Here is a 14,889-nt window from a genome sequence, read left to right as displayed (position 1 = left end):
TCACCGTGAGGAAGCTCCATGAGATTACGCCGCTCCCCCCTGATGATCGCCCTGCTGGCCACGATGGCGCTGGCGGGTTGCCACAGCAAAACCGACGCGCCTGTGGCTCCGGCCACCGTCAACGTCCAGCACCTGAACGGCAGCACCGAGGTGAAAAAGCACCCGCAGCGCATCGTGGTGCTGGATTACGCCTCGCTTGAAACGTTGCAGCTGCTGGGCGTCGAGCCGCTGGCGCTGCCCGGCAACCGCAAGAACTTGCCGGATAGCCTGAAGCGCTATCAGGATGACAAATACCTCAATGCCGGCACCCTGTTCGAGCCGGATATGGCCGTGCTGCGCGCCGCCAAGCCGGATCTGATCCTGATCGCCGGCCGGGCGTCCAAAGCCTATGACGAGCTGAACGCGCTGGCGCCGACGCTGAACATGTCCGTCGATCCGCAGGATCAGCTGGGCAGCCTGAAACAGCGCACGCTGCAGCTGGGCGAGCTGTTCGATAAGCAGCAGCAGGCGCAGGCGGCGGTCGATAAGCTGGATGCGCAGATCGCGGCGGTCAAACCACAGGCCGCCCAGGCCGGGCGCGGGCTGGTGGTGCTGTTCTCCGGCGGCAAGATCAGCGCCTACGCCCCCAAGAGCCGTTTCAGCTTCGTCTATGACGCCCTCGGCTTCTCGTCTGCGCTGCAGTCCGACGAAAAAGACGTGCGCGGCAACAAGCTGACGCCTGAGCAGGTGGCCAAACTGAATCCGGACTGGCTGTTCGTTATCGACAGAGACGCCGCGACCGGACGGCCGAACGCGGTGGCACCGCAGAAAATCCTTACCGGCACCGCGCTGAAGAAAACCACGGCGGTGAAAAAAGGCCAGGTGGTTTACCTGCCGGCGGCCGAGGTGTATCTGTCCGGCGGCATCGTCACCGCCCAGCACGTCGTCGAACGCGTGAGCGAGGCGCTGAACCACCCAGCACGATAAAGAAAGCCCGGCGATGCCGGGCTTTTTCTTGGGTTAAATCGTCGGCTGGTTTACCAGCCCGTCTATCAGCACCTGCGGCGTGCCCTGCGAGCAGCGTTCGATGCGCCCGCGCACGCCGTAGACCCGCGCCAGGCTCTGCGGCGTAATCACCTGCTCCGGCGCACCGTCGGCGATCAGATCGCCATCCTGTAGCATCAGCACGTGGTCGCCGTGGCGCAGCGCGATATTGATGTCGTGCACTACCACCACCGTCACGATATTGCGCTTGCGGGTTTCGCGGCGCACCAAATCCATCACGTGGAACTGATAGTTGAGATCGAGCGCGCTCAGCGGCTCATCCAGCAGCAGTAGCGAGGGCTGACGGATCAGCGACTGCGCCAATCCCACCAGCTGTTTCTGGCCGCCGGACAGTTGATCGAGGTAGCTCAGCGCCAGGTGAGCGATGCCCAACTGCTCCAGCAGGGCCATCACTTCCGCTTCGCTGCCGGCGTTGCTGCGCCCGCCCGAGGCGCGCTGCGCCACGATGATCGACTCCAGCACGTGCAGATGCACCCCGGCGGGCAGCGACTGCGGCAGATAGACCACTTTCTCCGCCCGACGGGCGAACGGCATCTGCATCAGATCGCCGTCGTCCAGCCACAGCTTGCCCTGCGCCGGGTTCAGCCCGGCCAGCGAGCGCAGCAGCGTCGATTTTCCGCTGCCGTTCGGCCCCAGCAGCACGGTGATTTGCCCGCGCGGCAGCATCGGCACCGAGAGATCGTCGATCACCGGGCGCTTCGGGTAGCCCGCCGAGAAGTTTTCTATTCGTAAGCCCTGGATCATACGTTCCCCCGGTGGCGCAGAATAATGCTCAGGAAGAACGGCACCCCGACCAGCGACGTGACGATGCCCACCGGAATGATCACCCCGGGCACCAGATTTTTCGACGCCACCGAGGCCATCGACAACACCAGCGCGCCAATCAGCGCGCTGGCCGGCAGATAGAAGCGGTGATCTTCGCCGAAGATCATGCGGGCAATGTGCGGCGCCACCAGGCCGATAAAGCCGATCGGCCCGACGAAGGCCACCGCCAGCGCCGAGAGAATGCTGATGCGCAGCAGCGTGGCCAGCCGCAGACGGCGCACGTCGATACCGAAGCTCACCGCCCGGTCTTCACCCAGACGCAGCGCGGTCAGTTTCCACGAGCTCATCATCGACAGCGGCAGCAGCACGGCGAATACGCCGAACAGGATGCCCAGCTTGTCCCACGAGGCGCGCGCCAGGCTGCCCATGGTCCAGAACACCAGCCCCTGCAGCGTGTCCTCGCTGGCGATGAACTGCATCATCGATACCAGCGCGTTGAAGGTAAACACCAGCGCGATGCCGAACAGCACCACGCCGGAGGTGGCGACCCGCGTCCAGCGCGTGATGCCGTCGAGCATCAGCGCGGCGAACAGCGCAAAGATAAAGGCGTTGGCAGAGATGAACCACTGATCGGGAATGCCCGGAATGCCGATGCCGAGCACGATCGCCAGCGCGGCACCAAAGGCCGCGGCGGAAGACACGCCGAGGGTAAAGGGGCTGGCCAGCGGGTTATTCAGGATGGTCTGCATTTCCGCCCCGGCCAGGCCGAGCGCAAAGCCCACCACCACCGCCATCAGCGCGTAAGGCAAGCGGATGTCCCAGACGATCACCCGCGTGCCGGCATCGGCCGCAGCGGGATCGAGCAGCGTTTGCCATAAGGACGACAGCGTCAGCCCGGACGGCCCCATGGTGAAATCCAGCAGCAGCGAGCCCAGGATTGCCAGTGCCAACGCGCCCATCATCAACAGGCGATGGCGAAGAATATGCTGATAACGCCCCATCACGCCGGCGTCGGGTTGCCCCTTGGCTTCAGTCGTGGGATCGGTGGATACGCTCATTAGTTAGGATACCTGTTACAACCATCATGACAGCGGCGCGAAAGCGTCCGCCGTAAACCGGAAAGCGCGCGGCGACAGCCTGCGCGCAGCCGTTAACAATAAAGCAAACGATAATACTTATCAATCATATCAATAGGTGAAAACGGCGTTATGAAAATGTAATAAATTGTTTTCTATCGCCATTTTTCATCCCCTCACCTTTACCCCGCCAACGGCCATTAGGTTCATTATTCTGAAAGTTATTCCTGATCCGACCAGACTCTGACAAATAACGAAAAAACCACTTAGAATCCAAAACCACAGCACCGCGCGTGCAAAAAACCTTCAGGCCGCCGCAAGAGCGGCCTTTATTGACGAGGCTGTAATGAGAAGTCCATCTCCGGCGGTAACGCCCAAACGCCCGGCGCTGCTGAACTGGCTGTTGTACAGCCCGCTGCACGCCGACGACGAGCCGTTTCAACGTCAGCTGCGGCTCACGCTGACGCCCTCTCCCCTCACCCCCTGGCTGAATGCCGTGGGGCCGGCGGCGCTGTTGGTGGGGTATGCCTGGCTGAACCAGCGGCTGGTCGGCATCGGTTTGCTGCTGCTGCTGTTGCTGTTAACCGCCGGACGCGCCGGGTTGGCGCAGCGGCGCCAACCCGCCTGGCCGGACGCCATGCTGGTGACGGTGCTGCTGTGGATGCTGCTGGTCGGCGCCAGCGCCGCGCTGGCGATGCTGTCAGGCCGCTTCGTTTTAATCCTGTTCGCCGGGCTGACGATCACCGCCCTGGCCTGCTGGCTGATGCAGCGCCACGCCGCCGCGCCGCGCTTCGCGCTGCTTGAGGTGATCGCGCTGACGCTGCCCTACCTGCTGGCGGCACCGCTGTCGCGCGTGCAAAACCTGTTTGTCCTGGCGGACCTCGCGCCGCTGTGGCTGGTGCTGGCCCATGGCATGATCGCTCGCTACCACCGTCAGCGGGTACAGCACGTCACGCTGGCTTGGGAGAAGCAGCAGGCGTCGCACCGCGATCGCCTGACCGGCTTCCTCAACCGAGCGGGCGGCGAGGTGGTGATGCGCAGCATCTGCCGCCCCGCAGCGGCGCAGACGATCTCCCACCTGTTCATTCTTGAGTTCGGTCCGCTGGCTGCGCTCTACCAAAGCCACGGCGTCCAGATTGGCGATGACGTGCTGCGCACCGTCGGCGAGCGCCTCAAGACGCTGATCCGCCCCAGCGACTACGTCTGCCGCTATACCGGCGGCCTGTTTTTGATACTGGTGCACGATCTGCCCTACGGCGCGGAAAGCGAGTTCCTCGCGCGCATCGTGCCGCCGCTGGAGGCGCCCTACGATTTTGGCGCATTCGGCGAGGTGAACATGCAGCTCAACGCCGGCATTTTGGCGTTGACGCAGGATTATGCGACGGTGGAAGATTTGATGAGCTCGGCGCAGCAGGCGCTGGCGGAAGCCAAAGGCGGGAAAAAGTAAAACCACACGCGGCGGGAACCCCCGCCGCGTCTCACTCTCCGAAAATTACTTCACGTCCATCTTCGGGAATTCCATTTCGCTGTACTTCACGACGCGGGTGCCGCGCGACAGCTTGTAACCAAACCAGATCAGCAGGAACAGCGGAATGCCGATGTAGGTCGCGGTCACGCCGTACCAGTCGATCTTGTCTTGCAGGAAGGCCTGGTAGTTCTGGCCCAGGGTAATGATCAGGCACAGCACGAAGGCGAAGATCGGCCCCAGCGGGAAGAACCCGGAACGGTACGGCAAGTCGTTCAGATCGCGCCCCTGCAGCATGTAACCGCGACGGAAGCGATAGTGGCTGATGGCGATGCCCAACCAGGCGATGAAACCGGTCATGCCCGAGGTATTCAGCAGCCACAGGTAAACCGACTGGTTGCCGAACATCGACGTCAGGAAGCACAGCCCGGCCACCACGCAGGTCGCGTACAGCGCGTTGCGCGGCACGCCGCCTTTCGACAGCTTGGCGAAGATGCGCGGCGCCTTGCCTTCCGACGCCAGGGTGAACAGCATGCGGGTAGAGGCGTACATGCCCGAGTTACCGGCCGACAGCACCGCCGTCAGGATCACCGCGTTCATCACCGCCGCCGCCGACAGCAGGCCGGCATGCTGGAACACCAGGGTGAACGGGCTGACGCTGATGTCCTTCACGTCGTTGCGCAGCAGGCTCGGATCGGTATACGGAATGATCAGGCTGATGATCAGAATGGCGAAGATATAGAACAGCAGGATACGCCAGAACACCTGACGCACCGCGCGCGGGATGTTTTTACCCGGGTTTTCCGATTCGCCGGCCGCGATGCCGATGAGTTCGGTGCCCTGGAACGAGAAGCCGACGATCATGGCCACGCCGATCATCGCCGAGAAGCCACCGGCGAACGGCGCGTCCCCTATCGTCCAGTTCTGCCAGCCGGCGTGCTCGCCACCCTTCAGAATGCCGACGATCATCAGCACGCCGACGGCGATGAAGATAATCACGGTGCTGACCTTGATCAGCGCGAACCAGTATTCCGCCTCGCCGAACCCTTTCACCGAAATGTAGTTCAGCAGGAACATCAGGCCGAGGAACAGCGCGCTCCAGATCCAGCCGGGGGTGTCCGGGAACCAGTAGCTCATCACCAACTGCGAGGCCACCAGGTCAACGGCGATGGTCACCGCCCAGTTGTACCAGTAGTTCCAGCCCAGCGCGAAGCCGAAGCCTTCTTCCACGTATTTGGCGCCGTAGGTGGAGAATGAACCGGAGACCGGCATAAAGGCCGCCAGTTCGCCCAGGCTGGTCATCAGGAAGTACACCATCAAACCGATCAGCGCGTAAGACAGCAGCGCTCCGCCGGGGCCTGCCTGAGAAACCGTGGCCCCCGAGGCGACGAACAGGCCGGTGCCGATGGAGCCGCCGATGGCGATCATGGTCAAATGCCGGGCTTTCAGCTCGCGGCGCAATCCGGGTGCTTGCTGCCCCGATGTTTTTATATCCTGCTGAGCCATTCGTACCCTATCTGCTCTTTGAAAAATGAGGGCGGATTGTAACAAATACCCGCCGGTGAACTAGCAACATTGCACTGATATAAGATAGCTTCATAATTCAGAGGCAATTATTAGCCGCGGCCCTTATGGCCTTACTTACTCTCATTAATGTGAGCGCGCGCAGGTTTTTATGCTTTTTCCGGCCTGCGCGGCAGCAGAGGGCGTGACGCGCTGCCGATTACAGCGCGCAATAGCTGAGAAAACGCTGTAATGCGTTGGAAATGTGCTTTTGCCGATGGCGGATCAGGTACAGGGTGCGCCGCAGCGGCGGCAGCGGTACCGGCAGTTCTACCAGCGCGCCGCTGGCCAGCTGTTCCGCCACCACCCGCCGCGACAGGCAGCTGATGCCGATGCCGTGCCGCACCGCGTGCTTGATAGCCTCCGAGTTGCCGAGCTCCATCACCAGCTGGAAGTGCGGCAGGTGCGCCAACAGCAGATGATCCAGCACCTCGCGGGTGCCCGAACCGCGCTCGCGCAAGATCCACGGCGCATTGGCCAACGCCTCGAGCGTCGGCGGTTGACGGGTCAGCGGGTTGTCCGGCGCGGCGAACACCACCAGCTCGTCCTCCAGCCACGGCTGCGTCACCAGCTCCGGCATATGGCAAGGCCCTTCGATCAGCCCCAGATCGACGCGGAAATCTGCCACCGCCACGATCACGTCCTGGCTGTTGCCGACGTTCAGCTCCAGCGGCGTGGCCGGAAAGTCCCGGCGGTAACGGGCGATCATCTCCGGCAGCATGTAGTTGCCGATGGTGCTGCTGGCGGCGATGCGCAGCGCCCCGCCGTCATGGCGAAACAGCTGCTCGATTTCCCCCGCCTGCTCCAGCAGCGCCAGCGCCTTGGGATACAACAACCGGCCGTGCTCGTTGATCACCAGCCGTTTGCCGACGCGATCGAACAGCTGCACGCCCAGTTGCCCCTCCAGATCCGCCAGCGCCGCGCTGACCGCCGACTGCGACAGCGCCAGCACCACCGAGGCCTGAGTGGTCGAACCGCTTTTCAGCACTTCGGTGAAGACTTCCAGTTGACGCAACGTGATATGCATAGCCGTCCCGGTAGTGAAAAAGGGTTCTGCCAGAGAACCACAAAATGATGTCAACATGATGTGGGTAGCCCGGCGAGGCTACCCGGTTTACGGCCAATTCGGCGCGTTACTTGCCCAAGGCGACCAGCTGCGCCGCCGCGGCCAGCACCGCCTCGCGCGGCGTGCCGGCTTCGTCCCGCTGTATTAATTGCAGCATCGCCACCAGGCGATCGCGATCGACCACCTTGTTTTCTTCAATCAACCGCCGCACCGCGCGCCCCACTTCCTGGTCTATCTGCTCTCTGCGTTGATCGTCGGTATCCATCGCCTGCTCCTGTTCAGTTGGAAAGTTGACGGCGGCTCGCCGCTCCTCCTCACCCTAGCCGCAATGCGGCTTTATGCCAATGCCTGACGCCATACCACTTATTCAGATAGGTTATAAATATATAATCAATTTCTCTTTTATTCAGCCCAAACGTACTCTTAGCAGCAAGAAACAGACTGAAGGACTGACTTTTATGGCGACTGATACCACTCACACTTATCCCGAGCGACGCTTTCCGCTGTTCGGCCTGCCGCGCCTGGTGCCGGGGCTGGCGCTCACCGGCGCGCTCACCGCGCTGGCCGTCTGGGCCGGCGACATTCCCTGGGTGGCGGAGCTGGGCCTGGGGGCGCTGACGCTGGCGATCCTGTTCGGCATTCTGGTGGGCAACACGCTGTATCCCCGCTGGCAAACCGTTTGTCACGGCGGCGTACAGCTGGCCAAACAACGCCTGCTGCGTCTGGGCATTATCCTTTACGGCTTCCGCCTGACCTTTCAGCAAATCGCCGACGTGGGCGCCAGCGGCATCATCATCGATGCGCTGACCCTGACCACCACCTTCCTGCTGGCCTGCTGGCTCGGCAAGAAAGTGTTTGGCATCGACAGCCAGACCGCGATGCTGATCGGCGCCGGCAGCAGCATTTGCGGCGCGGCGGCGGTGATGGCCACCGAGCCGGTGCTGAAGGCCGACTCCAGCAAAGTGGCGGTGGCGGTCTCGACCGTGGTGGTGTTCGGCACCCTGGCGATCTTCGCCTACCCATGGCTGTATCAGCTGAATGAACACTTCCAGTGGCTGCCGTTCAGCCAGGAAACCTTCGGCATCTACGCCGGCTCCACCATCCACGAAGTGGCTCAGGTGGTTGCGGCCGGGCACGCCATTGGGCCGGACGCCGAAAATGCGGCGGTGATCGCCAAGATGATCCGCGTGATGATGCTGGCGCCGTTCCTGCTGCTGCTGTCGGGCTACATCAGCCGCGGCAGCGCAGGCAAGGCGGAAAAATCCGCCATCACCATTCCGTGGTTTGCCGTGCTGTTTATCGCCGTCGCCGGGCTGAACTCCTTCAACCTGCTGCCGGCCACGCTGGTGCACCATCTGATCACCGCCGACACTTGGATGCTGGCGATGGCGATGGCGGCGTTGGGGCTGACCACCCACATCAGCGCCGTGCGCCAGGCCGGGATGAAACCGATTCTGTTGGCCACGCTGCTGTTCGTCTGGCTGCTGGTCGGCGGCGGCGCGATAAACCAGCTGGTGCAACACTGGCTCTAATCATCCCCTTCAGCGGCCCGCTTCGGCGGGCCGCCGCTTTTCATCATTCAATCCGCCCGCCATCAATGCCATAATGTCACCGATAACACAGGAGAATGAAGATGAAGTTTGTCGGTGCACATGTCAGCGCGTCAGGCGGCGTGGATCAGGCGGTTATCCGCGCGCACGAATTGGAGGCGACCGCGTTCGCCCTGTTCACCAAAAATCAGCGTCAATGGAAGGCCGCGCCGCTGGCCGCCGACGTGATCGATAAGTTCAAGAGCGCCTGCGCGCAGTACGGCTTCGGGCCGGGGCAAATCCTGCCGCACGACAGCTACCTGATCAACCTGGGCCACCCGGTGGCCGAGGCGTTGGAAAAATCGCGCGAGGCGTTTATCGACGAGTTGCAGCGCTGCGAACAGCTGGGGCTGACGCTGCTGAACTTCCACCCGGGCAGCCACCTGCTGCAAATCGATGAAGACAAGTGCCTAGCGCGCATCGCCGAATCGATCAACATCGCGCTGGACAAAACCGCCGGCGTGACGGCGGTGATCGAAAACACCGCCGGCCAGGGCAGCAACCTGGGCTTCAAATTCGAACATCTGGCGGCGATCATCGACGGCGTGGAAGACAAGAGCCGCGTCGGCGTTTGCATCGACACCTGCCACGCCTTCGCCGCCGGATACGATCTGCGTACCGAAGAAGAGTGCGAGCGCACTTTTAAGCAGCTTGGCGACATCGTCGGTTTCAACTACCTGCGCGGCATGCACCTGAACGATGCCAAGAGCGAGTTCAACAGCCGCGTCGACCGCCACCACAGCCTGGGAGAGGGCAACATCGGCAAAACGGTGTTCAGCTACATCATGCGCGATCCGCGTTTCGACAATATCCCGCTGATTCTGGAAACGGTAAATCCGGATATCTGGGCGGAAGAGATCGCCTGGCTGAAGGCGCAGCAGTAACCCACCTCTGGCCGCTCGCCTAGGCGCGAGCGGTTTCCCCCACCGCGTGCTCCGCCGCCAGCATGGCGCTGAACTGACGCAGCGTCTCTTCATCCAGGCCCGCAGCCCTGAACACGGCGGCGGTAAAGCTGACCGGCGCCGATCCCGGTGCCGTAATGACACGGTCATCCACGACGGCGGCGGCGCTCGCAACGAAATGGCGCTGCCCGGTGTAGCCCTCAGCATGGCGCGTCAAAAACCCGGCATCGTTGGAGGTATGCGCCCTGCCGTTCAACAGGCCGGCCCGCGCCAGCGCCAACGTTCCACCGCAAATGCCCGCCAAGGTTGCGCCGCGTTGAAACTGCTCGTTGAGCAACGCGCTGATGTCCGGCGCCCGTTCGGTTTCCCACAGGGTACCGCCGACCACCACCAGCACCTCGGGGCGCCAATCCGCCAATTCGGCCACGCTTTTTTCAACCTCTACCGTCAGCCCGCCCTGCGAGCGAAACTTTCCGACCTGCGGCGCAAAAAACGCTACCTCCAGCCCATAAAACGGGCCGCCAACGCCGGCAATCAGCGCGTATTCCCAATCGGCGAAACCGGATGCCAGTACGATCGCCACTTTTTTAGCCACGGATGAATCTCCTTGAGTCATTCCTTGTTCGCATGAACAAAGTCGCGCTGTCAGCTTAGAAAGCGTTGTGGCTTTTGGCCAGGGATAAATCGTGCTAACTGCCTCAACCACAAACAAAAACGCGCAACCCAGGGCTGCGCGTTTTGGCGATACCGACGTCAGTTACGCTGCGGCGGCGACCGACGTTTCAGCACGCTTCAGCAGGGCATAAGCCACGCCCGCCAGCAGGGTACCGGCGGCGATCGCCACCAGATACAGCAGCACCGGCGTGATTGCGCCCGGGATCAGCAGCACGAACAGCCCGCCGTGCGGCGCCATCAGTTTGGCACCGAACGCCATCGACAGCGCACCGGTCAGCGCCCCGCCGGCGATGCAGCAAGGCAGCACGCGCATCGGATCGCGGGCGGCGAACGGGATCGCCCCTTCAGAGATAAAGCACAGGCCCAGCACCAGCGCCGCTTTGCCGCCTTCCCGTTCGGATTTCTCGAACTTGTGGCGCGCCAGCAGCGTCGCCAGCCCCATCGCCAGCGGAGGCACCATGCCGGCGGCCATGATCGCCGCCATCGGCGCATACACCGAGGAGCTGAGCAGCGCCACGCCAAAGGCGTAGGCCGCTTTGTTCACCGGGCCGCCCATGTCGGTACACATCATCGCGCCGAGAATCGCCCCCAGCAGCACCGCGTTGGCGGTGCCCAGCGACTGCAGCCAATGGGTCAGGCCTTCCATGATTTTCGCGACCGGCGTGCCGACCACGTAAATCATGATAAGACCGGTGATCAGGCTGGCCACCAGCGGAATGATCAAGATTGGCTTCAGCGCTTCCATGCTCTGCGGCAGACGCAGCTTGCTGCTGATCGCCTTGGCGACGTAACCCGCCAGGAAACCGGCGATGATGCCGCCGAGGAACCCGGCGCCGGTGCTCACGGCCAGCATGCCGCCGATCAGGCCCGGCGTCAGGCCCGGGCGATCCGCGATGGAGAAGGCGATGAAACCGGCCAATACCGGCACCATCAGCGCAAAGGCGGAGCCGCCGCCGATCTGCATCAGCGCCGCCGCCAACGTGCCTTTGACTTCAAACGCCTTGATGCCGAACACGAACGACAGCGCGATACACAGACCGCCGGCCACCACCATCGGCAGCATGTAGGACACGCCGGTCAGCAGGTGGCGATACGGGCCATTGCCCTCTTTCTTTTTACCCGCCGGCGCCGCGCTACCGCGCTGCTGCGGCTGGAACACCTCGGCCTCGGCTAGCGCCTTGTCCAGTTCCTGGGCGGTTTTCTTCAGCGCCAGGCCGGTGGAAGTGCGGTACATCGGCTTGCCGGCAAACTTATCCAGATCCACCTCGATATCCGCCGCGACGATCACCAGATCCGCCGCCGCCACTTCTTCCGGGGTGATGGCGTTGCCGGCGCCGACGGAGCCGCGCGTTTCCACCTTCACCCACCAGCCGCGTTTCTTTGCTTCACTTTCAATGGCTTCGGCCGCCATAAAGGTGTGCGCCACGCCGGTTGGGCAAGCGGTGATCGCCACGATGCGTTTTTGCCCATCGGCTTTCACCGGCGCCGCCTGCGGTGCCTGATAGGTTTCAGCTTCGGCCTTGGCGCGCGCCAGAAAAGCCTCCGGCTCACGCACCGCCTGCTCTACGTCGCCCACATACACCAATTTGCCGTTCAGCCCGGCGTCAGCAGGGGCAGACTGCCCCGCCACCGCCACCAGTTCGGCGTCCTGCAGCGACTCGACCAGCGTCAGGCCGGTTTTGGCCGCGGCAGCCTCCAGCATGCGTTTCGCCAGGTGGCCACGGGCCTGCCCCAGCGAACTGTCTACCATCAGCAGCGTTTTCATTCTGCCTCCTGCTATTGATTGAAAGGTTTCAGATCGACGCGCGCCATCATCGCGGCCAACTGGGGACGATCGGTCACGCCGACGTTGCTCTGGCTGACCGCCAGCGCCGCTACCGCCGTGGCCAGACGCAGGGTATGTTCACTGGATTCGCGCATCAGCAGGCCGTAAATCAGGCCCCCGACCATCGAATCGCCGGCGCCCACGGTGCTGACCACCTCACAGGACGGCGGTTTGGCGATCCAGGCGCCGGACGCGTTAACCCACAGCGCACCTTCCGCGCCGAGGGAGATCACCACGTGGGCGATGCCCTGTTCGCGCAGCGCATGCGCGGCCTCGACCACGTCCGCCAGCGTCGGCAGCGGGCGGCCGGCCCAGATTTCCAGCTCGCGGCGGTTCGGCTTCACCAGCCACGGCGAGGCCTTCAGCCCGGCGACCAGCGCTTCGCGGCTGCTGTCGAAAATGATGCACGGGCACTTGGCGCGCAGCTGGGTCATCCAGTCGGTAAAGGCATCGGGATCGACGCCGGCCGGCAGGCTGCCGCTCACCGCCACCATGTCGAACTGGCCCAGCCAGCTCAGCGAGTCGCTGACGAAGCGATCCCAATCCTGCGGTGTGACTTCAAAACCGGAGAAGTTGAAGTCGGTCACTTCACCGTCTTTTTCCGTCAGCTTGACGTTGATGCGGGTGCGGCCCGGCACCACCTGGAAGCGGTTGGCGATCCCCAGATCGCTGAACAGCAGCTGGAAACCGTCCTGATTGTCTTTGCCCAGGAAACCGCCGACGGTGACGTCGATGCCCAAATCCTTCAACACTTTGGCGACGTTGATACCCTTACCGGCGGCGTGCAGGCCGGCGGTTTTTACCCGGTTGACTTCCCCGCGCTCGATCTGCGGGCAGAAACCCACCAGATCGTACGCCGGGTTCAAGGTGATCGTTGCTACTCTTCTGCTCATGCTGCGCCCTCGCCCAGTCCTTCATTAATCGCTTCGCCAATCGCCTTCAGCGCGGCTTCAGCATCTTCTCCATTGGCGGTACAGCGCAGGTGATGCCCTTTCTTCACGCCCAGCGCCACCACCTTCATCAGGCTGCGCCCGTTGGCCGGCTTACCGCTGCCGTCCAGGTTGGTGACGGTGATGTCACTGTTGAAACTTTTGATCACGTTGACCAGCGCCGTGCCCGGCCGTGCGTGCAGGCCGTGCTCGTTGCGGATCACAAACTCGGCGCTCAGCACGCTGCTTTCCTCGGCCACTTCGCTGGTCAGCAGCGCCAGCACCCCGGCGGCATCCGCCTTCAGCAGGCGTTCAGCTTTGTTGGCCAGCAGCAGGTCGCTGAGGTAGTTGAGCACCGCCAGCGGCTGCGCATCGGCAACCGACACCGTCAGCAGCAGCGCCACCGGCTCGCCGTCTTCCACGAAAGCCTGCGCCGGACGGCTGACGGTGGCCGCGCTGGCCAGGTTGCCTTCGACGCTGTCGCTCAGCCAGATGCCCTGCCCCAGGTTCAGCGGCTTGCGGGTGATGGCATCGCTGACGAACTGCGCGTTGACCGCGCCGGCCTTTTGCAGCCGGCCGGCATTCAGCGCCTGCAGCGTCATCAGGCTGTCGGCCGCGACGTCGAGCGCAATCAGCGAAACGTCAAACTGGAATTCGGCGCTCTGCTGTTCGCCCATCAGCAGGCTGCGCAGCTCTTCCGCGGAGGTGGTTTTCGCCAGCCGCTCCGCCACGCTGTCATCGCTCTGCACGTGCGTGAGCTGGCGCAGCAGCGCCAAATGCTCGTCGGAGCGGGCGGCGATGCCGATCGCCACATAGGCGGTCTGGCCTTCGCCCCAGGCGATGCCCTGCGGGAACTGGAATACCTGCACACCGGTTTTCAGCACCAGATCGCGGGTATCGGTGGTGCCGTGCGGAATGGCGATGCCGTTGCCCAGATAGGTGGACGTCTGCAGTTCGCGCTGCAGCATGCCGTCCACGTAACCGGCGCTGACGCAGCCCGCTTCGGTCAGGGCGGCGGCCACCTGGCGGATGGCCTCCTGCTTACCGTCGGCAGCGGCGCCCAGATGAATGTCTTGCGGTGACAACTGGAACATGATTCTCCTCTCCTGCTGAATTGAATCGTTTCAGCTTCATTGAGAAAAAGGAGCGTTACCCGCTCGCCACAAGCGGCCGGATAACGCTGAAACGTTTCAAGGAGTGTGTAAGCAGCGCAAGGTGAAAGCAAGCTTTCTCCCTTTTGCCATTGCAGATTTTTGAGCTTACGCACACTTTCGCCGGCGCATTGGTCAGCGCCGGGGCAAAATGACATACTGTGCTGAAACTTTGCTGACGGAGAAAAGCATGAACGTAGTGACGGGCGTCGGGGTGATCATCGTCAACCCGCAGGGCGAGATTTTGTTGGGCAAACGCTGCGGCCCGCACGCGCCCTTTTGGTCGATCCCCGGCGGGCATCTGGAGGCCGGCGAAACCTTCGAGCAGTGCGCCCAGCGCGAAATCGCCGAAGAGACCGGGTTGCTTATCGACCCGCCGCGCTTCGTGGGCGTCAGCAACAATCTGCAAACCTGGCGCGCCGAAGGCAAACACACGGTGTCTGTTTGCCTGCAGGTGGATCATCCCGGCGGCAGCGCCGAGTTGAAAGAACCTGAAAAGTGCGCCGAGTGGCGCTGGTGCGCGCCAGACGCCCTGCCGGAGCCGCATTTCGAAGCCAGCCGCACCGCCATCCGCCTGTGGCTGAGCGGCCAGGCCTATGTGCCCACGGCCTGACCCATCGCGAGCGCATGTTGCGCTCGCTTCCCCTGCCGCACTGCCTCACCGCTATATAAATTAGAATATAACGCTATTTTTTGCGATATATGCCCTTTTTTTGACTACGGATAACCCTATGGGGTTAACCCTCTTCTATTATTACCCCTGCAATCGACGTGGCATTCTGACCTCCGGTCGGCGGCCTTTTGGCAAGATTTTATTTTAAATTCATAATTATAAGCGG

14 protein-coding genes are annotated in these 14,889 nt (G+C 62.8%); 5 read left to right on the top strand and 9 right to left on the bottom strand.

Annotated elements, in window-relative coordinates; genetic code table 11:
- The first annotated feature begins 18 nt into the window (after positions 1-18).
- The gene (locus AC4PR2_RS19090; protein ID WP_084827389.1) at positions 19-966 is read left to right on the top strand and encodes a siderophore ABC transporter substrate-binding protein; all 948 of its coding nucleotides are present in this window, start codon (positions 19-21) and stop codon (positions 964-966) included.
- A 33-nt stretch (positions 967-999) separates the two neighbouring features.
- Here the strand turns inward: AC4PR2_RS19090 and AC4PR2_RS19085 are convergent, their stop codons facing one another.
- Positions 1,000-1,788, bottom strand: coding sequence for an ABC transporter ATP-binding protein (locus tag AC4PR2_RS19085; protein WP_038877856.1), 789 nt, complete (start codon positions 1,786-1,788; stop codon positions 1,000-1,002).
- A complete protein-coding gene (locus AC4PR2_RS19080) occupies positions 1,785-2,867 on the bottom strand; it encodes a FecCD family ABC transporter permease (protein ID WP_100396385.1) in 1,083 nt (360 codons plus the stop codon). Before AC4PR2_RS19080 ends, AC4PR2_RS19085 begins: the two co-directional genes overlap by 4 nt.
- A 364-nt stretch (positions 2,868-3,231) precedes the next feature.
- On the opposite strand from AC4PR2_RS19080, the gene AC4PR2_RS19075 reads away from it, so the two are divergent.
- Positions 3,232-4,332 carry a GGDEF domain-containing protein gene (locus tag AC4PR2_RS19075; RefSeq protein ID WP_038877854.1) on the top strand — a complete coding sequence of 367 codons (1,101 nt, stop codon included), beginning with the start codon at positions 3,232-3,234 and terminating at the stop codon, positions 4,330-4,332.
- A 45-nt stretch (positions 4,333-4,377) separates the two neighbouring features.
- Here the strand turns inward: AC4PR2_RS19075 and AC4PR2_RS19070 are convergent, their stop codons facing one another.
- The 3 genes from AC4PR2_RS19070 to AC4PR2_RS19060 all read right to left on the bottom strand — a co-directional run bounded on the left by AC4PR2_RS19070 (position 4,378) and on the right by AC4PR2_RS19060 (position 7,244).
- A complete protein-coding gene (locus AC4PR2_RS19070) occupies positions 4,378-5,856 on the bottom strand; it encodes an amino acid permease (protein ID WP_025160186.1) in 1,479 nt (492 codons plus the stop codon).
- Between the two features lie 217 nt (positions 5,857-6,073).
- Positions 6,074-6,940 carry a DNA-binding transcriptional regulator YeiE gene (gene yieE / locus AC4PR2_RS19065; RefSeq protein ID WP_016926991.1) on the bottom strand — a complete coding sequence of 289 codons (867 nt, stop codon included), beginning with the start codon at positions 6,938-6,940 and terminating at the stop codon, positions 6,074-6,076.
- A 106-nt stretch (positions 6,941-7,046) separates the two neighbouring features.
- A complete protein-coding gene (locus tag AC4PR2_RS19060; protein WP_038877849.1) occupies positions 7,047-7,244 on the bottom strand; it encodes a hypothetical protein in 198 nt (65 codons plus the stop codon).
- A 193-nt stretch (positions 7,245-7,437) separates the two neighbouring features.
- Between AC4PR2_RS19060 and AC4PR2_RS19055 the strand changes: the two genes are divergently transcribed.
- Entirely contained in the window at positions 7,438-8,511 is a 1,074-nt protein-coding gene (locus AC4PR2_RS19055) for a YeiH family protein (RefSeq protein WP_060420222.1), read from the top strand.
- Positions 8,512-8,612: 101 nt separating this feature from the next.
- Positions 8,613-9,452: a deoxyribonuclease IV gene (gene nfo / locus AC4PR2_RS19050; protein ID WP_016926988.1), complete on the top strand. Its 840-nt coding sequence runs from the start codon at positions 8,613-8,615 to the stop codon at positions 9,450-9,452.
- Between the two features lie 19 nt (positions 9,453-9,471).
- Here nfo and AC4PR2_RS19045 read toward each other — a convergent pair whose 3' ends face one another.
- The 4 genes from AC4PR2_RS19045 to fruB all read right to left on the bottom strand — a co-directional run bounded on the left by AC4PR2_RS19045 (position 9,472) and on the right by fruB (position 13,993).
- Positions 9,472-10,065, bottom strand: coding sequence for a DJ-1/PfpI family protein (locus AC4PR2_RS19045; RefSeq protein ID WP_197847909.1), 594 nt, complete (start codon positions 10,063-10,065; stop codon positions 9,472-9,474).
- Between the two features lie 162 nt (positions 10,066-10,227).
- Positions 10,228-11,910, bottom strand: coding sequence for a PTS fructose transporter subunit IIBC (gene fruA, locus AC4PR2_RS19040; protein ID WP_060420216.1), 1,683 nt, complete (start codon positions 11,908-11,910; stop codon positions 10,228-10,230).
- An 11-nt stretch (positions 11,911-11,921) separates the two neighbouring features.
- Positions 11,922-12,863: a 1-phosphofructokinase gene (gene fruK, locus AC4PR2_RS19035; RefSeq protein ID WP_015378523.1), complete on the bottom strand. Its 942-nt coding sequence runs from the start codon at positions 12,861-12,863 to the stop codon at positions 11,922-11,924.
- Positions 12,860-13,993: a fused PTS fructose transporter subunit IIA/HPr protein gene (gene fruB / locus AC4PR2_RS19030; RefSeq protein ID WP_492175368.1), complete on the bottom strand. Its 1,134-nt coding sequence runs from the start codon at positions 13,991-13,993 to the stop codon at positions 12,860-12,862. The genes fruK and fruB overlap by 4 nt, the downstream gene beginning before the upstream one ends.
- Positions 13,994-14,240: 247 nt before the next feature.
- Between fruB and AC4PR2_RS19025 the strand changes: the two genes are divergently transcribed.
- Positions 14,241-14,663, top strand: a complete 423-nt coding sequence (locus tag AC4PR2_RS19025; protein WP_046687518.1) for a nucleotide triphosphate diphosphatase NUDT15 — start codon at positions 14,241-14,243, stop codon at positions 14,661-14,663.
- Positions 14,664-14,889: the final 226 nt, after the last annotated feature.

The sequence above is a fragment of the Serratia sp. A07 genome (genome assembly GCF_058725505.1).
The sequence above is the reverse complement of the archived record's forward strand: the minus strand, read 5'-3'. Positions and strand labels throughout refer to the sequence as shown.